The 20,055-nt window shown below is 34.8% G+C and carries 17 protein-coding genes and 1 pseudogene; 13 read left to right on the top strand and 5 right to left on the bottom strand.

The genetic code is table 11. The annotated features are described in order from the left end of the window. Positions 1-172 precede the first annotated feature (172 nt). Genes ABEB23_RS03465 through ABEB23_RS03450 form a run of 4 tightly spaced genes read left to right on the top strand, consistent with a single transcriptional unit; the run spans position 173 to position 4,788 of the window. Positions 173-799 (top strand): TetR/AcrR family transcriptional regulator, encoded by a 627-nt coding sequence (locus ABEB23_RS03465; protein ID WP_348810980.1) that lies wholly within the window; start codon positions 173-175, stop codon positions 797-799. After that, positions 789-2,114 carry a TolC family protein gene (locus ABEB23_RS03460; RefSeq protein WP_348810979.1) on the top strand — a complete coding sequence of 442 codons (1,326 nt, stop codon included), beginning with the start codon at positions 789-791 and terminating at the stop codon, positions 2,112-2,114. Before ABEB23_RS03465 ends, ABEB23_RS03460 begins: the two co-directional genes overlap by 11 nt. Before the next feature lie 12 nt (positions 2,115-2,126). Beyond that, entirely contained in the window at positions 2,127-3,206 is a 1,080-nt protein-coding gene (locus ABEB23_RS03455) for an HlyD family secretion protein (RefSeq protein WP_348810978.1), read from the top strand. Between the two features lies 1 nt (position 3,207). Then, a complete protein-coding gene (locus ABEB23_RS03450) occupies positions 3,208-4,788 on the top strand; it encodes an MDR family MFS transporter (RefSeq protein ID WP_348810977.1) in 1,581 nt (526 codons plus the stop codon). A 77-nt stretch (positions 4,789-4,865) separates the two neighbouring features. Here ABEB23_RS03450 and yaaA read toward each other — a convergent pair whose 3' ends face one another. Continuing rightward, the gene (gene yaaA, locus ABEB23_RS03445) at positions 4,866-5,624 is read right to left on the bottom strand and encodes a peroxide stress protein YaaA (RefSeq protein WP_348810976.1); all 759 of its coding nucleotides are present in this window, start codon (positions 5,622-5,624) and stop codon (positions 4,866-4,868) included. Between the two features lie 197 nt (positions 5,625-5,821). Here yaaA and ABEB23_RS03440 point away from each other — a divergent pair, with 197 nt between their 5' ends. The 5 genes from ABEB23_RS03440 to ABEB23_RS03420 all read left to right on the top strand — a co-directional run bounded on the left by ABEB23_RS03440 (position 5,822) and on the right by ABEB23_RS03420 (position 11,921). After that, a complete protein-coding gene (locus ABEB23_RS03440; protein WP_348810975.1) occupies positions 5,822-6,349 on the top strand; it encodes a GNAT family N-acetyltransferase in 528 nt (175 codons plus the stop codon). A gap of 2 nt (positions 6,350-6,351) precedes the next feature. Continuing rightward, positions 6,352-7,629, top strand: a complete 1,278-nt coding sequence (locus ABEB23_RS03435; RefSeq protein ID WP_348810974.1) for an MFS transporter — start codon at positions 6,352-6,354, stop codon at positions 7,627-7,629. A 22-nt stretch (positions 7,630-7,651) separates the two neighbouring features. Next, complete coding sequence (locus tag ABEB23_RS03430; RefSeq protein WP_348810973.1) at positions 7,652-8,425, top strand: TSUP family transporter; 774 nt, start codon at positions 7,652-7,654, stop codon at positions 8,423-8,425. A 76-nt stretch (positions 8,426-8,501) separates the two neighbouring features. Continuing rightward, complete coding sequence (locus ABEB23_RS03425) at positions 8,502-9,752, top strand: ATP-binding cassette domain-containing protein (protein ID WP_348810972.1); 1,251 nt, start codon at positions 8,502-8,504, stop codon at positions 9,750-9,752. A gap of 315 nt (positions 9,753-10,067) precedes the next feature. After that, the gene (locus ABEB23_RS03420; RefSeq protein ID WP_348810971.1) at positions 10,068-11,921 is read left to right on the top strand and encodes a TlpA family protein disulfide reductase; all 1,854 of its coding nucleotides are present in this window, start codon (positions 10,068-10,070) and stop codon (positions 11,919-11,921) included. Positions 11,922-11,965: 44 nt separating this feature from the next. On the opposite strand, the pseudogene ABEB23_RS03415 reads toward ABEB23_RS03420, so the two are convergent. Next, a pseudogene (locus ABEB23_RS03415) lies at positions 11,966-13,005 on the bottom strand (RluA family pseudouridine synthase). After that, positions 12,995-13,624, bottom strand: coding sequence for a PASTA domain-containing protein (locus ABEB23_RS03410; protein ID WP_348810970.1), 630 nt, complete (start codon positions 13,622-13,624; stop codon positions 12,995-12,997). Before ABEB23_RS03410 ends, ABEB23_RS03415 begins: the two are co-directional and overlap by 11 nt. A 119-nt stretch (positions 13,625-13,743) precedes the next feature. Here ABEB23_RS03410 and ABEB23_RS03405 point away from each other — a divergent pair, with 119 nt between their 5' ends. The 3 genes from ABEB23_RS03405 to ABEB23_RS03395 all read left to right on the top strand — a co-directional run bounded on the left by ABEB23_RS03405 (position 13,744) and on the right by ABEB23_RS03395 (position 15,973). Then, the gene (locus tag ABEB23_RS03405) at positions 13,744-14,715 is read left to right on the top strand and encodes a D-alanine--D-alanine ligase (protein ID WP_348810969.1); all 972 of its coding nucleotides are present in this window, start codon (positions 13,744-13,746) and stop codon (positions 14,713-14,715) included. Positions 14,716-14,788: 73 nt separating this feature from the next. Next, a complete protein-coding gene (gene coaD / locus ABEB23_RS03400; protein WP_348810968.1) occupies positions 14,789-15,244 on the top strand; it encodes a pantetheine-phosphate adenylyltransferase in 456 nt (151 codons plus the stop codon). 150 nt (positions 15,245-15,394) lie between these two features. Continuing rightward, the gene (locus ABEB23_RS03395) at positions 15,395-15,973 is read left to right on the top strand and encodes a PhnA domain-containing protein (protein WP_348810967.1); all 579 of its coding nucleotides are present in this window, start codon (positions 15,395-15,397) and stop codon (positions 15,971-15,973) included. Positions 15,974-16,072: 99 nt separating this feature from the next. Here the strand turns inward: ABEB23_RS03395 and ABEB23_RS03390 are convergent, their stop codons facing one another. Both ABEB23_RS03390 and ABEB23_RS03385 read right to left on the bottom strand, forming a co-directional pair. Next, complete coding sequence (locus ABEB23_RS03390; protein WP_348810966.1) at positions 16,073-16,513, bottom strand: hypothetical protein; 441 nt, start codon at positions 16,511-16,513, stop codon at positions 16,073-16,075. 291 nt (positions 16,514-16,804) lie between these two features. After that, positions 16,805-18,151, bottom strand: a complete 1,347-nt coding sequence (locus ABEB23_RS03385; RefSeq protein ID WP_348810965.1) for a DEAD/DEAH box helicase — start codon at positions 18,149-18,151, stop codon at positions 16,805-16,807. Positions 18,152-18,323: 172 nt separating this feature from the next. Between ABEB23_RS03385 and ABEB23_RS03380 the strand changes: the two genes are divergently transcribed. Then, positions 18,324-20,054, top strand: coding sequence for a M14 family metallopeptidase (locus ABEB23_RS03380; RefSeq protein ID WP_348810964.1), 1,731 nt, complete (start codon positions 18,324-18,326; stop codon positions 20,052-20,054). Position 20,055 lies beyond the last annotated feature (1 nt).

Here is a 20,055-nt window from a genome sequence, read left to right as displayed (position 1 = left end):
AATAAACGATCAAAAAACCACTCTTTATAAAGGAATTACCTTCCAATTAAAAACCGTTTCAACAGAAAGAGCAATCTAAACTTAACTGTTAAAAAAATGTTAAACAAAAATTAAACAGCTGTTTAAATTAAACAACTGTTTAATTTTGTCAAGAATTCGAAATTTAAGGAAATTGAAAAGTAATTTTAACGACAAACAGATTCAGATACTGAATGTAGCCGAAAAGCTATTTGCAGAAAAAGGGTTTGATGGTACTTCCATTCGAGACATTTCAAAAGAAGCGAAAATAAATATCGCTATGGTTTCCTATTACTTTGGGTCTAAAGAACGATTGCTGGAATCCTTAATCTTTTATAAAACATCCGATCTAAAAGCCCAATTAGATGATTTGTTGCAAGAAGACCTCGAACCTATGGATAAAATCAATAAGCTAATCGAGATTTACATCAATAGAATCAATTGCAACCGGGGAATCTACAGAATAATTCACTTTGAATTTACGTCCAGAAAGAAGAATCAAAATTTTCAGGCTTTTTCAGAATTAAAAAAAGGAAATTTAAAATCCTTAGAAGCTATTATTCAGGAAGGCCAAAACAAAGGCGTTTTTAGAAAAGACGTTATCATTCCGCTTATCACACCCACTATCCTTGGTACCTTTTTTCATTTTCAAATGAATAAACATTTCTTTGAAGATTTATTGAATTTAAAAACAGAAGAACTATACAACAATTATATAAAAACACATTTAACAAAGCATATCCAACAAACAATAAAAGCCCTGCTGATTTATGAAAATTAGTCCATTAATGCTCTTTAGTGTTTTCTTTATTGGAATCTCATCCATAGAAGCACAAGAAAAGACAAGTTTAACGCTCGACGAAGCCATTCATTTGGCTTGGGTCAAAAGTAATGAAGTGACATTGGCAAACACCAAAGTCAACTCCAAAAAATACGAACTGAAGACCGTAAAAAACAATCAATATCCGGATTTAAAAGCTTCCGGACAATACCAAAGATTGACAAACGCTTCAGTGGATATAAAAATCAACCAAGATGCAAATCCTGCCCGTCCTCCTGTCGTGGATCAAATGATGATTGGACAAGTGAATGCCAGTATACCTGTTTTTGCGGGTTTTAAAATACAGAACAGCATCAAAATGTCTGAAAATTTATATGAGGCAGAAACAGCCACAGCCAACCAAACAAAGGAAGAAGTGGCTATGAAAGTGATCAATCAATACGCAAATCTGTACAAAGCCCAGAAAACAATAGAGCTATTAAAAGAGAATCAAAAAAGCGCTCAACAACGTGTATTTGATTTTACAGAAATGGAAAAGAACGGAATCATTCCCCGAAACGACTTATTAAAAGCGCAGTTACAGGTTTCCAGAATACAATTGACAATAGATGAAGCCGAAAACAATCTGAAAACGGTAAACTTTTATTTAGTTACCCTGTTAAAATTACCTTCGGAAACCAAATTAGAAATTCGTGAAAGTGATTTTGACAACCTAAGAATGGATAATATCCCTACCAATGATCAATTGGCATTGGAAAACAGAAAAGATTTACAGGCTGTTCAATTTCAAGGTAAAGCAAGTGAAGCTAATATAAAAATGGCTAGAGGAGGCTACTATCCAGCTATTTCACTTATTGGTGGCTATACTGCCCTGGATCTTGCAAATGTGGTTACGGTTCAAAATGCCATGAATTTTGGCGTAGGCCTTTCATATGATTTGGGTGGTATCCTAAAAAATGGAGCTTCGGTAAAACTGGCGGAAAGCAAAGCTCTTGAAGTACAAAATTCTGAGGCATTGCTGAAGGACTATATCAAAGTAGAAGTTCAAAAGTCTATTGAGGATTACGATCTGGCCTTAAAACAAAGCGCTGTTTTGGACCAAGCGGTTGAACAGGCTTCTGAAAATTACAGAATTATCAAGGACAAATACGAAAGTGGCCTTTCGGACACCAATGATTTGCTTGAAGCTGATGTCGACCAGCTAACTTCCAGAATCAATAAGATGTTGACAAAAGTAACTATCATTCAAAAATACTATGAGTTACTATCTGTAACAGGACAATTATCTCAAACTTTCAATCTTTCAAAAATATAAGCACGCTCACCAATGGAAAAGAAAAAAACAAATATAAAATTTATTATTATCCTAGTGACTTTGATCGTATTAGGAGGAACTTACGGAACTTTCAAATACATGCACTCTCTGGCTCACGAAGAAACCGATGATGCTCAAATTGAGAAAAACATGAACCCAATCATTCCTAGAGTTTCAGGATATGTGAATAAAGTGTACATCAAAGACAATGATTTTGTAAAGAAAGGAGATACTTTATTTACTATTGATAAAAGGGATTATGAATTAAAAATAGAAGAGGCTAATGCCGCATTTATTGGAGCCGAGGGAAGTTTTGAAGTTTCCAAAGAAGACATCAATAGTGCATTGGCAAGTATTTCTGTTTCTGATGCGAATGTGCAATCAGCCTATGGAAACATCGAAACTGCGAAAATAAGATTGGGTAGAATCAACAGTGATTATGAAAGATATAATAATCTGTATAAAAAGCATTCCATCACAAAACAACAATACGAACAAGCTTTGGCTGCCAAACAAGAAGCCGAAAGTCAAGTCCGTATTTTAGAACAACAGCAAAAAGCAAGCGCATTCCAGAAATCAGTTATTGAAGCTAAATCAAGAGTTTCTAACAAACAAACTGAAGTAGCAGCGGCTAATATCAAAAGAGCCAAAGCAATGCTTGATGCGGCAAAATTGAATTTAACCTATACAGTAGTAACTGCTGCTATTGATGGTCAGGTTTCAAAAATTGATATTCAGCCAGGACAATTGGTACAAGCGGGACAATCATTGTTTTATATTATCAACAACAATGAAGCTTGGGTTGTTGCTAACTTCAAAGAAACGCAGCTGAACAAAATGATTATTGGACAAAAAGTAACTGTAAAAGTAGATGCTTATCCCGATTATGATTTTGAAGGTACAATTACTTCTTTTTCGCCAGCAACAGGTTCTAGATTTTCTTTGCTTCCTCCAGATAATGCTACAGGAAACTTTGTGAAAACGATTCAAAGACTTCCTGTAAAAATAAGCTTGAATAGTACCAACGATATTGAAAAAATAAAATTATTGCGTCCGGGAATGAATGTTGATGTTGACGTACATATAAAATAGAATGACACAAGCAGAAGATGATTTAGTAGAATATGGCTTTAGACGCGTTGTTATTACGATAACGGCAGTACTCTGTGCACTGCTGGAGATTGTAGACACCACTATTGTCAATGTGGCCCTGACTAACATGCGAGGAAGTCTGGGCGCGACATTAAATGATGTGGCTTGGGTAATTACCGCTTATGCTATTGCAAATGTTATTGTTATTCCAATGACAAGTTGGCTTTCACAACAATTTGGAAGACGTAATTATTTTGTGGTTTCCATTATTATTTTTACCGTTTCTTCGTTTTTATGCGGTAATGCCAATAATATATGGGAGCTTGTCGCCTTTCGATTTATTCAGGGTTTAGGCGGAGGCGCTTTACTTGTTACGGCACAAACTATTATTACCGAGAGTTACCCCATTGCAAAACGTGGAATGGCTCAGGCTATTTATGGAATGGGAGTAATCGTAGGACCAACCTTAGGGCCACCTTTAGGGGGATATCTGGTTGATAATTTTTCATGGCCTTATATTTTTTATATCAATATACCGCTTGGAATCATCGCCACTATTTTGGCCATGACTTTTGTAAGAAGCCCAAAATACGGTGAAAAACTAAAAGCCAAACAAGTCGATTGGTGGGGAATTTTTCTTTTGGCCTCTTTTATCGGGTCTTTACAGTTTGTTTTAGAACATGGTCAGCAAGATGACTGGTTTAACAACACCACCATTATAGTATTAAGTGTCATATCTCTTTTTGGTTTAATATTATTCATTTGGAGAGAGTTAACCTATAAGCATCCAATTGTAAATTTGAGTGTTTTAAAAGATGGAAATCTAAGAATTGGAGTCTTAATGTGCTTTATTTTAGGTTTCGGGCTTTATGGTTCCACTTTAATTATTCCAATTTATACGCAGGCCATTTTAGGATGGACAGCCACTGATGCTGGTTTATTACTGATTCCCGGTTCGATAACCACCGCTTTCATGATGCCAATTATTGGTAAATTAATTCAAAGAGGTGTGCCGCAAGGTTATATGGTTGCTGTTGGATTTTTAATTTTCTTTTTCTTCACCTTGATGATGTACAATAGGATGACACCAAATACAGGCGTAGAACATCTGTTTTGGCCATTAATCTTAAGAGGAGTCGGATTAGGATTGCTTTTTGTTCCAATAACAACTTTGTCTCTTTCGACATTAAAAGGAAAACATATTGGTGAAGGCGCTGCCTTTACCGGAATGATGAGACAGTTAGGAGGATCATTTGGTATTGCAATTATTACCACTTTCATTACCCGATTCAGTCAAAAACATCGTGTGGATTTAGTTTCTCATTTAGACGCAAGCAAATTTGAAGTACAACAACGGATTGCGCTTTTGCAAAAGGGATTTATGTCTAAAGGATTTAGTAGCAACGAGGCATTGAAAAAAGCCTATCAGGTTATGGATTATTCCATAATGAAGCAAAGTACCGTTTTATCGTATATGGATATTTTTCTTTATCTGGGGATTTTGTTTCTGTTTTGTATCCCTATTATTTTATTAATTAAAAAAGGGAAAAATAAAATAGATCCTGCCGATGCCATGCATTAGAACTTATAGAGACGCGATTTATCGCGTCTTTTCTTTTTACATTACATTTATAAAAATGAGATAAATCGCGTCTCTACCTATCTGGTGAAAACCAAATGATTCCCTTTCGATAAATTAGCGTCAAATTGATAGCCATCATAATTGAAACCTTTTAAATCCTCAATCGTTTGGGCATTGGTATCAATAATATAACGCACCATCATCCCCCTGGCTTTTTTGGCAAAAAAACTTATCATTTTCAATTTACCATCTTTATAATCCTTGAAATCCGGAGTGATAACAGGAACTTTCAGTGCTTTAACATCGACAGCCGAAAAATATTCGTTGCTGGCCAGATTAATGAATAACTCGTCTTTTTTAAGTTCTTTATTTAAGGTTTTAGTAACCGTTTCTTTCCAAAATTCATATAAATTTTTACTTTCGCCTACGGGTAATTTCGTTCCCATTTCCAATCGGTAAGGCTGGATTAAATCCAATGGTTTTAGCACCCCATACAATCCTGATAATATTCGTAATTTATTCTGCAACGTCTTTAATTTACTTGTCGGAATTGAATAGGCATCTAATCCAGTGTATACATCTCCATCAAATGCATAAACTGCTGGGCGTGCATTTTTTGCCGTAAATGGCGTTTTCCATTCTTGATTACGTTGCCAATTCAAATCAGCTAACTTATCTGAAATTGCCATTAATTCGGATAATTCTTTTGGGGATTTCTGTTTTAAAACCTGATGAACTTGTCGGGCTTCTTTTAAAAAGGAAGCTTGAGAAAAAGTTTCCGTTGGTAATTCCTTCTCAAAGTTTAAGGATTTGGCAGGCGATATAACGATTTTCATGAATAACTACTTATTTGTTTGTCTCCACAACTAAATGTGTGGGTTCATATTTTTAATTCCGAATTCAAAAGTACAAATTGAAATCAAGAAATACGCCCGTAAAAAATTGAATTGTTTAATCGCGTCATAGATAATTCAAATTGTCAGTCAATTTATTTGTGTATTTTTGGTTTCCAAAGTAAGAAAAAGAGACTATTATGAACCCAATCGAAATCAGAAAAGCCACGATTGCCGATCTAGAGACCATACAATCAATCAGCCAAAAGACCTTTATGGAAACTTTTGCAGCTGTGAATACTCCAGAAAACATTGATAATTACAATCAACAAAGTTTTAATTTAGAGCAATTAACTTCTGAAATAAACAATCCGGATTCACAATATTATCTTGCTTTTTCTGAATCGGAAGCTGTTGGTTATTTAAAAATAAATTTTGGAAAAGCTCAAACTGAAGAAGGCAAAGAAAACAGTTTAGAAATACAAAGAATCTACGTTTTACAGGCATTTCACGGAAAAAAATTAGGGCAATTATTAGTGGACAAAGCAATTGCTGTTGCGCAACAAACAGCTGTGGATTATATTTGGCTGGGGGTCTGGGAAGAAAACCATAGAGCATTACAATTTTACAATAAAAATGGATTTGTAGTGTTTGATAAACATATTTTTACCATGGGCAACGACCAGCAAACCGATTTATTGATGCAACTAAAAATGACCAAAAAATAATAATGAAAGACAACACTTCCTTAGAAATACCCAAAAACACCAAGATCCTTAATGCTGCGGTAATTGTTGCTGCACTAGGTTATTTTGTAGATATTTATGATTTACTTCTTTTTGGAATTGTACGAACCGATAGTCTTAAAGATTTAGGAATTACAGGAGACGCCATCCGTAATCAAGGGGAATATCTGATTAGCATGCAAATGTTTGGGATGTTGTTTGGCGGAATTCTTTGGGGAATTTTAGGAGATAAAAAAGGGCGAATATCTGTTTTATTTGGCTCTATCCTACTCTATTCAGTGGCTAATATTGCTAATGGAATGGTAACCACTGTTGATGGATATGCGTTTTGGCGATTGATTGCAGGAATTGGTCTTGCTGGAGAATTGGGTGCCGGAATTACATTAGTAACCGAAAGTTTGCCTAAAGAAAAAAGAGGTTACGGAACCATGATTGTCGCCTCTGTGGGGGTTTCGGGAGCTGTCGCGGCTTATTTAGTCTATCAGATTTTTCAGGATTGGCGTTTGTGTTATTATGCCGGTGGAATTTTAGGTATTCTGTTACTCTTTTTGAGAATCAGTATTTCAGAGTCGGGTATGTTCAAAAAAGTACAGGAAAGCGAAGAAAAAAAAGGCGATTTCCTCTCTTTGTTTACCACAAGAACCCGTTTTCTCAAATATGTTCAATGCATCCTTATTGGTATTCCATTGTGGTTTTTGGTAGGTGTTTTGATTACTTTTTCACCAGAATTTGCAAAAGTTTTAGGAGTGCAAGGATTTGAAACGATTGCGGCCGGAAAAGCCATCGCGTTTTGCTACACGGGATTAGTCTTTGGAGATATTGCCACTGGTTTACTGAGCCAGTGGCTTAAAAGCCGAAAAAAAATTATGTACTTATTTTTAGTTTTTAATTTCATCATGGTTTTTGTCTATTTGAACGCTTTCGGAATAACAGCTGCTACATTCTATACACTCTGCTTCATTATGGGATTCTCTGTAGGTTATTGGGTATTGTTTGTAACCATCGCTGCCGAACAGTTTGGAACAAATATCCGAGCAACGGTAACAACTACTGTTCCTAATTTTGTAAGAGGCTCCCTTCCGCTAATTATATTGATTTATGGCTTTTTTAGAGATAAAATTTTTGATGGTGATATTTTAAAATCAGGAATGATTGTAGGCTCGTTGCTTTCGGTTATTTCTTTATTGGCTCTTTGGAAATTAAAAGAAACCTTTCATACCGATTTGAATTATTCAGAAGAAGAAGCAAAGCCTTTTCTTTAACATCCTTTATTAAAAATTAAAAATGGACTATTTTATCATTTGTCTTGCTGCCTTAATCGGTTCCGGTCTAACCCTATTCTCAGGATTTGGATTAGGCACCATACTTGTTCCTGTTTTCGGTTTGTTTTTTCCAATAGAAATAGCCATTATTTTAACCGCTATTGTTCATTTTCTGAACAACCTCTTTAAATTATTTCTGTTGGGTAAAAATGCTAATGGCAGTGTGGTGTTTCGCTTTGGGATTCCTGCCATCCTTTTTGCTTTTCTGGGGGCCTACCTACTTTCTTTATTAAATGACATGCCAACATTAGCCGCCTATACGCTGGGAAATCACCACTTTGAAATCATGCCAATCAAGCTGATCATTGGAGTTGTGTTGCTATTTTTCTCCCTATTTGAAGTGATTCCGAGTTTAGCCAACTTACAATTTGATAAAAAATACCTGCCGATTGGAGGTATTCTTAGTGGATTTTTCGGGGGACTTTCAGGAAATCAAGGAGCCTTGAGAGCTGCTTTTTTGATACGAGCCAATTTATCCAAACAATCATTTATAGCCACAGGAGTCGTTATTGCCTGTCTGGTTGATATTTCCAGATTGAGTATCTATTCCAAAGAAATAATCAATCATTATAACAACTTTGATTATACTTTACTGACTTTAGCAACGCTTTCTGCTTTTATCGGAGCTTATTTTGGTAATAAACTCTTAGAAAAAGTGACTATCAAAACCATTCAGAACCTGGTGACTGTGATGCTTATTCTTTTTTCAATTTTATTGATCTTGGGAATGATTTAACCCTTTGTTTTTTTATGTTTAAATAGTATGACTTAAATTTACCGAATCACAATTTAATAAATCAGCATACTTTAAAATGTACAAAAAACTACATTGGGACATTCTTTTATCGAATCAGGTTGATAAAAACAGCTTTATTCAAACCATACTTTCAGGAGAAGCAAAAGGTGATTTAGCTCCTTTTAATACATTGAAAGGAATTCTGTTTTCTGATATTGCCATTCAAAAATTCATTGAAAAAGAAAACCAGTATGATACCATAGAAGCTGCAACGGAATCAAACCGAAAATTGCGCACTTTTTCTTCGGGTGAACAAAAAAAGGAGTTTCTACGTTATTGTCTCCATCAAAATCCGGATTATATCATTTTTGATAATCCTTTTGATCATTTAGACCAAGCCTCACGTGAAGCATTAGCCGATTCATTAAAAAAGTTTTCGTCCACAGTTGCTATCATACAATTAGTGAACCGCACAGCAGATTTACTTCCATTTATCCAAAACAAAGTCCGAATAGTTGATAATTCGTTTGCCTTACACGCGATTAATTCGGGAGAAATAAATCAAAAAATTACGAGAGCTTCTCTTATTCCAAAACCCTTGGAACCTATGACTTATAGCGAAAACATCCTCATCAAAATGGATGGTGTTTCTGTAAGTTATGAGGAACGAAAAATTGTCGACCGTATTTTTTGGACTATTAAACAAGGAGAATTTTGGCAACTTATTGGACCAAATGGATCTGGAAAAAGCACGCTTTTATCAATGATTACCGGAGACAATCCCAAGGGATACGGGCAGGATTTATATCTCTTTGGCAGGAAAAAAGGAAGTGGGGAAAGTGTTTGGGAAATTAAAAAACAAATCGGAATTTTCTCAACGGCAATGACCGAATTATTCAAAAGAAACGATTCTTTAGAACAAATGATTCTGTCCGGTTTTTTTGATTCCATCGGATTATATATCCGGCCAACCCAATTACAAAAACAACTTGTAGCAGAATGGCTGGACGTGATTCAAATGAGTCATCTTAAAAACAAAACATTCAATCGACTCTCCATCGGCCAACAAAGAGTGGCGCTGATTGTTCGCGCCATTTTAAAACATCCTCCTTTAGTGATTTTAGACGAACCTGTAGAAGGTTTAGATGATGAAAATGTTGCCCTGGTTATACAACTCATCAATCTCTTAAAGGAAGAGACCAACATGACCATCATTTATGTTTCACATCGAATAGAACCAACTCTAGCACCCACTTCGGTTTTTGAATTAATTCCATCTGCCAAGGGATCTATCGGAAACGTAAAACTGCATTCGCAACAAAACTAAAATAGTCATACTGGTTTTAATCGGTATCAGAAAAACGGGAACGAACATGCTTTCTGAGTCTTATATTACAATACCTATCCTTTTATAATTTCATTAAAAATAAAAATTACCTAACTCCTTGTTTCAAAACAGTTTATTTGTTATAAATAAGTTAAAATAATTCGTACAAAATAGATTGATATTAAAATTTGATTTACATTTGAAATACGAAATAAGTTACAAAATAATTATCTACTACATCATTGATACAGCAGATAAGGCTTTAGTAATCAGTCGTTTTTTAAAAAAATAAATCAACAACTCAATCTCACTACTATGAAAAAATCAATTGTTTTATTTTTCTTATTAGCTTTCACTTTTTCATTTGCACAAAATGGAAAAATGAAACTAAAAAATGCCGAATTTAAATCAGGGCAAGAAAACGAGTTTATCTATGAATCTCCCCAAGGTTTAATAATTCCCGAAAATGCTATTGTTACCATAGCCTATGAAGGGTATATTTCAAAGTCATTCCCACTGGCAAAAAACGAAGCCAACTATACATTTAAAGTAAAAGTACCTAATTCCATTGAAGTACTCTACTTGGCAGTTAATGACGCTAAAAAAAACACCATCGATAACAATGGAGAAAAAGGTTATGTTATTTATTTAAACAATACAACAAAAGGCGCATTAGAAAATGCTCAAATAAAAGAATTAAACTTGGCTGATTTTGCTAACTATGCTTTGAAATTGAAGATAAGTTCCGCAGAAAGTATAAAACGCTATGACGAACTCTTTAAACAGAATCCAAAATTAAAAGAAACCGATGCTTACAAGGACTATCTTTTTTTATTATATAGAGAAAACAAGGAAGAAACCACACCTAAATTAATACAGCTGGCAGAAAAATTAGAAACTAAAAAAGACGAAAAGAGTCTTAATGCAGCCTATAATATTTATTACGCAGTAAACAAAGCTGACAAACTAAATACTACAAAAAATCTGGTATTAACTAAATATCCACAAGGAGAAGTGGCAAAAAATGAATTTTGGAAAGGTTTTTATGAAAACAAAGATAAAACGGAAAGCTTCGTTTTAGAATCCTTAAAAAGCTACAACACAAAATTCAGTGATCACTCTACAGAAACTGATAGCAGATTTTATTCTCAATTACTGCCAATTTATCTTAAAAACAAAGACACACTTAATCTGGCAAAATATGAAAATCTAATCGTTGATAAATTTACGATTGCAAACGTCTATAATAATTATGCATGGGATGCATCTGGACAGGATTTAACTACACCGGCTAAAGACATCGATTTTATAGAACAAATTTCAAAGAAAACTGTGCTTATTGTCAAAGAGAGAATGGTCAATCCAAAAGAAAATGATGACCCTGCCCAATTGGAAGGAATGTACAATATGTTTGCTGACACCTATGCATTAATCCTATACAAACAGAAAAAGTATGATCTGGCTTTTCAATACCAGGATGAAATCGCGAAACTGGACGGATTGGATACTGGAGGAAAAGAAAGATATGCTGGTTTTGCCGAAAAAGTGAAAGGATTAGAATTTACCAAGAATTATCTGGAGCAACAAATAGCTGCCGGAGTTGATTCAGCAGTAATGTTAAACCATTTGCGAGAGATTTATAAAAAAATGAATCTTCCTTTAGACCAATTTGAAAAGCTCAAAGGAAACGCTGACAAAATTGCTGCTGATAAAAACAAAGAAGATCTTATAAAAACCTACGGTAGTGCCCAAGCAATTGATTTTAGTTTGGTCAACCTTGAAGGAAAAAAAATAAGCTTGGCTGATTATAAAGGTAAAACGGTTGTTTTGGATTTTTGGGCAACTTGGTGTGGTCCTTGTCGTGCTTCATTTCCCGGTATGCAGGAGTTAATTACAAAATACAAAGGTAAAGATGTAGTATTTCTATTTATCGATGTATGGGAAAAAGGAGAAGCAAAAGACATTGAGAAAAATGTAAACAAATTCATCTCTGATCATAAATACGATTTTAATGTTTTATATGATTTTAAAGATGATATTGTAACAAAGTATAAAGTAAAAGGAATTCCTTCTAAAATCGTCATTAACAAAGAAGGGAATATTGTAAACGCAAATGCGTTCATTTCTCACGAAAATCTAATTGCGTTGATTGAAGAAAATATAAAATAATCATTTCAAATAACCACAAAAAAGCCCCAAATCTGGGGCTTTTTCTATTCTTCTTCTTCCGTACTATGTGATTTGGAATAATTTCTCCATCTTTCGTACAATCCTTAAAATCATCTGGGAGTTCCGTATCAAAACGCATCATCTCACCAGTTACTGGATGTATGAAACCTAATGTTTTCGCATGCAATGCCTGTCTTGGCAAAGCCTTAAAACAGTTGTCTATAAATTGTTTGTATTTTGTAAAGGTTGTTCCTTTCAGAATCAAATGACCACCATAACGCTCATCATTAAACAATGGATGACCAATATGTTTCATATGGGCACGAATCTGATGTGTTCTTCCTGTTTCCAATTGACAGGAAATCAAAGTCACATATCCAAAACGTTCCAACACTTTATAATGTGTTACAGCAGGTTTTCCAATTTCCGGATCGTCAAAAACCGCCATTTGCATACGATCTTTCAAGTGTCTTGCCAAATTTCCTTCAATTGTTCCTTGATCATCAGCCACATTTCCCCAAACCAAAGCAATATATTCTCTTTCGGAAGTTTTCGCTTCAAATTGTTTGGCCAAATGTGTCATAGCGGCCTCTGTTTTGGCAATGACCAATAAGCCCGAAGTGTCTTTGTCAATTCGGTGAACCAATCCGGGACGTTCACTGCTGTTCATTGGCAAATTATCAAAATGGTACGCCAATGCATGCACCAAAGTTCCCGTATAATTTCCATGACCGGGATGTACTACCATTCCTGGCTCTTTATTGATCAACAACAAGGCGTCGTCTTCATACACAATATTAAGCGGAATATTCTCTGCAATAATATGGTTTTCATAAGGAGGATGGGAAAGCATTACACGAACCACATCAAAAGCTTTTACTTTGTAATTCGATTTTACGATCGCGTCATTTACAAAAATATTCCCTTCGGTGGCGGCATTCTGAATCTTATTCCGAGTGGCATTTTGAATCAAACTCATCAAATATTTATCAATTCGCAAAGGTGCCTGCCCTTTGGGAACCTCAAACCTGAAATGCTCAAATAATTCTTCTTCTAAATCTAATGGCTCAATATTATTGTTCATCTACTGGTATTTCTTCTTCTGTTGGAGTAGCCGTTGCCGTACTATCCGCTTCGGTTTGTTCTTCATAACTCACTTTTCCATCGCCTAAAACCAAATCAATTTTTGATGATTTCAATACGCGTTCGCCTGGTTTTAGATTTCTGCCTTTATAACGCATTTCTAAAACCATATCTTTTCCTAAATTCGGAATATAAGTAATCGTTCCCTCTTCAAGTCCTAAAGCTTTCAGTGTCGGAACCGCTTCACGATAGGTTTTTTCAATTAAATCAGGAAGTCGTACAGACGAGAATCCCGAAGAATTAATTTTTATATATACTTTCCTTCCTACTTTTACTTTGGTTCCCGGTAATGGATCTTGCTCTACAACAGAAAACTTAGGATAATCCCCTCTAAAATCTACACTGTCAAGCAATTCATAATCTAAATCCAACTCATCCAACTTCTCCTCCACTTGCTCCTCTGTTAATTTACTCAAATTCGGAACCGATATTTCGTGGCCATGATCAGTCGTAAAAGTCAACCAATGCATAAACAAATAACCCAAAACGGCAATAATGGCAAGAGCAATTAGTACTTGCCCAAAAAAGACACGGCTGGTAAGATATTTACGTAAACTCATAAATTTATTTTTATATGCGGCAAAGATAAAGCTATTTCGTTTCAAAAAAAATGATAATTTTGTTTTGAATACGTTTAATCGGTTAATAGATTAAACGTCTAACCGATTAAACTTATAAAATGAAAAACATTGCCATCATCATGGGCGGCTATTCCAGCGAATACAAAATCTCACTAATCAGCGGAAACGTCGTATATCAATTTCTTGACAAAACAAAATACAACGGATTCCGTATCCATATCTTCAAAGAAAAATGGGTCTATGTAGATGCAAATGATGCCGAATTCCCTATTGATAAAAATGATTTTTCTGTAACCGTAGCAGGAGAGAAAATCAATTTTGATTGCGTTTTCAATGCCATTCATGGAACTCCTGGTGAAGACGGATTAATGCAAGCATATTTTGAATTACTAAATATCCCTCAAACTTCTTGCGACTATTATCAAGCTGCTTTGACCTTCAACAAACGTGATTTACTTTCTGTTCTTAAACCATACGGAATAAAAACGGCCATCTCTTATTACTTAAACAAAGGTGATAAAGTCAATACCGATGAAATTATCAATAAAGTAGGATTGCCTTGCTTCGTAAAACCCAATAAAGCGGGTTCCAGTTTTGGAATCTCCAAAGTAAAAACTGCAGCCGAATTACCTATCGCTATTGAAGTAGCATACAAAGAAGACAACGAAATCATCATAGAAAGTTTCCTTGATGGTACCGAGGTTTCTGTTGGTGTTATCAATTACAAAGGAACAATCACTGTTTTACCGATAACCGAAATAGTTTCCGAGAATGATTTCTTTGATTATGAAGCTAAATATCTTGGAAAGTCACAAGAAATCACTCCGGCAAGAATTTCAGACGAAATGACTCAAAAAGTGGGTGAAATTGCCAAACGTGCCTACGAAGTCTTAAAAATGAAAGGTTTCTCCAGAAGCGAATTTATTATTGTAAATGGCGAACCACACATGCTCGAAATGAATACCATTCCAGGGCTTACCACCGAAAGTTTGATCCCACAACAAGCCAAAGCAGCCGGAATTTCATTAGAAGATTTATTTACTAATGCAATAGAATTGGCTTTAATATAAATTGCCAGAAAACTAATGTTCTAAGGCACTTAGCGACTTAGTTTCTCAAAATCTTAGAATCTTTAAAAAAAAAATGAGAAAAGCCATATTTCCGGGATCCTTTGACCCCATCACTTTAGGTCATGAAGACATTATCAAAAGAGGAATTTCTTTATTTGATGAAATCGTAATTGCCATTGGAGTGAATCACGAGAAAAAATACATGTTTTCACTGGAAGAAAGAAAGCGTTTTATCGAAGAGACATTCAAGGATGAGCCAAAAGTATCTGTGATTACTTATGAAGGTCTAACCATCGATTTATGCCATAAAATCAATGCCAATTTTATCCTTCGCGGTCTTCGTAATCCTGCTGATTTCGAATTCGAAAAAGCGATTGCCCACACCAACCGACGTCTGTCAAAAATAGAAACCGTGTTTTTATTGACTGCTGCCAGAACATCCTACATCAGCTCCAGTATTGTAAGAGATGTAATCCGTAATCATGGTGAATACCAAATGCTCGTGCCGGATGCGGTAAGAGTGAAATAATTTCAGCAGATATCTTTTTGTCAAGTTGATTGTAGTCCAGACTAGATAATGGCAACTGCAGTCGGCTTCATAAAAGAAACGGTCCCAATATAAATTTGCGAAAAGCGCTATTTAGCCTTACTTTCGCCGAAAAATAAAAGCCATAAGATAATGAGTATAGAGAGAGAATTAAACAAACGTAGTGGTTCAAAATGTGAACTTTGTGGTGCAACCGAAAACTTAAAAGTTTATCAAGTACTGCCTACCAGAAAAGGTGGAATAGATGAAAGCATTATGGCCTGCAGTACCTGTATTGACCAAATTGAAAATCCAGATAAAGTAGATTTAAACCACTGGAGATGTCTAAACGACAGCATGTGGAGCGAACATACGGCCGTTCAGGTTGTCGCTTGGAGAATGTTGAGCAGAATGCGTGCAGCGGGATGGCCTCAAGAACTATTGGACATGATGTATTTAGATGAGGATACTTTGGCTTGGGCTCAGGCTACAGGTGAAGGTGAAGACGATGAAAACAAAATTATCCACCGTGACAGCAACGGAGTGATTTTGGAGCACGGAGATTCAGTAGTTTTAATCAAAGATTTAAAAGTAAAAGGATCAAGCATGGTAGCCAAACAAGGAACGGCAGTCCGCAACATCCGACTAGATCACGAAAATGCTGAGTACATAGAAGGAAAAGTAGATGGCCAACAGATTGTAATCATTACACAATACGTAAAAAAGATATAGTTTTCAGTGATTCGATAGCATAAAAAAAATCGTTAGCAGTAGAAATTGCTAACGATTTTTTTTTTACTGAAAACTGTAACTGAATACAGAATACTCAATTTAGCTTTTTTGAAACAATTTTTCAATCTGGTCTCTTGATAATGGCTCAGAAACATAGGTCGCATTGGCAGCTTTGTTTGAAACCATAAACTGTACGGTTGTTTTATCAGAATTGGCTATATAATGCAGCCAAACAAAATTATTAGGCAATTCTAATTTTACATCATTCAAAGGGCTGGCCGCAAATCCGCTTGTAATAATACCGTAAAGACTTTGATAAGCATTATCAATGTTTTTAAATGTAAAATTCTTTAAGGCAGCCTCTTCTTCATCACTTTTAACTGTTGTATAAAAAAAGGTGTATTCCTCTCCTATTTTTTGAACATAAAAATTACTATTAACTCTGCCCAATTTCTCAACAGGGACAGTTTCAACAACTTTAATTTGGCTGTAGCCAATAGAACTCATAAACATAATCGCAATCGCAATAATTTTTTTCATAATTAATTTGGGGTTTAATGATATACTTTGTAGGTTAGTATTTGTTCGCAAACATAATAATTATAAAAAACAACTCCTTTTTTGAATTGATTATTTATTAACATTTAATCATATATTTTGTTTGTAAACTAAACCCTCAATACACAATAATAAAACCAATTACCTATTATAAATTATAATTCTCAATCACAGTCATAATTTTTAGTAGATTTCATTACATAAAAAAATCGTTAGCAGTAAATTATACTGTTAACGATTTTTTTAGCTGAAAACTGGCGCTGAGACTGAAAACTACTCCTCTTCTTTCTTAATCACATTTCTCGCGACCTCAATTTTAAATTTCTTTCCTTTCATTTTCTCATCTCTGATATTATGAAGCAAATCTTTTACTTTATTGAATTTTACTGCCGCAAAAGAGACAAAATCTTTTACTTCAATCAATCCCAGATCGCCTTTCTCTAATTTCCCTTTTTGGGAAAAGAAACCTACGATATCAATTTTATTTAATTTATTTTTCTTACCACCGCTAATATAAATGGTTTGGTACTCTGGCGGTTTTGGCAATGTGTTTGCGTTGTCCACTTTCAAGACTTCCATTCCATAATCGATGTAATCTAATTTCTTTTCGCTTTCATGAACAATGATATAAGCTGTTCCTGAAGCCAGCATACGTGCAGTACGACCATTTCTATGTGTGAACTCATCTTCTTTCAGTGGTAAATGATAATGAATCACATGCTTCATTTCAGGAATATCGAGTCCACGGGCAGCTAAATCTGTGGTAACTAAGTAACTTACACTTCCGTTTCTGAACTGAATTAAAGCGCGCTCTCTTTCATCCTGATCCATACCTCCATGATAATACGTCGAATAAATTCCTTTTTCATTTAAAGTATCGCTAATACGCTCTGCAGCGTCTCTATGATTGCAAAAAATAATTGCCGATTGCGATTTTAAAGAACAAATCAGATTAAACAAAGCCCCAATTTTGTCCTTTTCCTTAGAAACGACCATTTTCATCGAAAGATTCGTTTCTTCTTCATTTTCCGGAATAAAATCCAATATGGTTGGATTCACGACACGTGTATATTTCGGAATCTCAATATCCGAAGTAGCCGAAACTAAAATGCGTTTGTTCAGTTTGGTTAATTTCCCAATGATAAATGACATTTGCTCGTGAAAACCCAATTGTAATGATTTATCAAATTCATCGAGAATCAAAGTTTGAATTTTGTCTACACGAAAGCTGCCTCTGTCAATATGATCTGCAATTCTTCCAGGAGTCCCGATTAAAACGGCTGGAGGATTACTTAAATTCTTGATTTCTGTGTCTATTGAATGCCCTCCGTAGCAGACATTTACCTTGTAATCGGTTCCCATTTTTTTCCAAACCTGCTCAATTTGCAATCCTAGTTCACGCGAAGGAACCAAAATTAAACATTGAACCGATTGGATTTCAGGCTGTAACATTTCTAAAATAGGCAACAAAAAAGCCAATGTTTTTCCGGAACCTGTTGGTGAAAGTAATAATACATTATTATCGTTCAGGATAGTATCTTGTGCAACTTCCTGCATTTCATTTAGACTTTCGATGCCTAAATTCAAAAGTATATTGTTGGAATGGTGTTTCTTATTCATTTTGCAAAGGTAATTTTTAATTTTAAGTATTGAATTTTGAGTTATGAATTTTCATTTTTATTCCAATGCATCATTAAATTGTTGAAATAATACAGAATTTGTCCTTCAGAATACTCTTGGTATTGACATTGAAAAAATAGTATATTTGACCGACGTCTTAAAAACCCCAAACATGAGATTTTTTACTTTAGCACTTTTACTTGTTAGTTGTTCAATATTAGCACAAAACAATAGTAAATACGATACTTTCTTCGAAAAAGGAAACGGAAATCAATCGGCATCTTATTCTGAAACGATTGCTTATTACAAACTTTTAGCTGCTGATTTTCCCACTATTGAAATTCAGGAAATGGCCTTAACAGACAGTGGTGAACCTTTACATATAGTAACTTTCAATGCAGAAAAAGAATTTAATTTTTCAACCATTCAAAAAGACAAAGCCGTTCTTCTAATCAATAATGGCATTCACGCAGGGGAACCTGACGGAATAGACGCAACAATGCAATTATACCGCGATTTAGCTTTAGGCAAAATAAAAACACCCAAAAACACAGTTATTGTGACTATACCTGTTTACAATATTGGTGGTGCATTAAACCGAAACTCCACTTCAAGAGCCAATCAGGACGGTCCTGAAATATATGGTTTTCGCGGTAATGCCAGAAACTATGATTTGAATCGTGATTTCATTAAGTCTGACACACGAAACACAAAGAGTTTTGTGGAGATTTTCCATAAAACAAACGCTGATGTTTTTATTGACAACCATGTTAGTAATGGTGCTGATTACCAATACAAACTAACTTATATCATGACCCAACATAACAAATTGGGTACTGTTTTAGGAGATTTTCTAAATACCGAAATGATGCCGGCCTTAGTCAAAGATTTACAAAAAAAGAAGATTGAAACGACACCATATGTTAATGCTTTTCAAGACACTCCAGATAAGGGTTTTGGTCAATTTTTCGAAAGCCCAAGATTTGCAACCGGCTATACTTCTCTATTCAATACAATTGGATTCGTTGTAGAAACACACATGTTGAAAAAATATGCTGATCGCGTAAAAGTGACTTATGAATACATGAGAACTGCAATTGATTTTACTGATAACAACTATCAAAAAATCAAAGAACTGCGTTTAAAAAATGCAGAGCAATATCAGCCCCAAAAAAACTATACCATTAAATGGGCAATCGACAGTACAAAAGCGACTACTTTTCCATTTTTAGGATATGAGGCCGGTTATAAAAAAAGTGATGTCACAACCGGCAATCGTTTGTTTTATGACAAAACAAAACCATACAAGAAAAACGTCCCATTTATAAAAGAATTCAAATCGGTAAAAGATATTATTATTCCGGAAGCTTATGTAATTCCGAAGGGATTTTGGCCAGTTATTGACTTATTAAAAAACAACGGTATCTCTTACCACCAGCTTGAAAAAGACACACTTATTGAAGTAGAGAATTATAAAATCACTGATTTCAAGACAACAAATTCTGCCTATGAAGGCCATTATTTGCATCAAAATACTGCAGTTACTTCTAAAATCGAAAAAGTGGCTTTTGCCAAAGGAGATTATGTTGTCTCAACACAACAAAAAGGAGTAAAATATTTATTGGAAACACTCGAACCAGAGGCAATTGATTCCTTCTTTAATTGGAATTTCTTTGATACTATGCTTCAACAAAAAGAAGGCTATTCGGAATATGTTTTTGAGGATACTGCCACGCAGATTTTAAAAGAAAATCCAAAACTGAAAGAAGAGTTCGAAAATAAAAAACAAAACGACAGCGTCTTTAACAAAAATCCGGAAGCGCAATTAGACTGGATCTACAAACATTCTGTTTATTATGAAAAAGCTCATTTACAATATCCTGTTTACAGAATTTTAAACTAAA

It is taken from the genome of Flavobacterium maritimum, assembly GCF_040049085.1.
Taxonomy (GTDB): Bacteria; Bacteroidota; Bacteroidia; order Flavobacteriales; family Flavobacteriaceae; genus Flavobacterium; species Flavobacterium maritimum.
The sequence above is the reverse complement of the archived record's forward strand: the minus strand, read 5'-3'. Positions and strand labels throughout refer to the sequence as shown.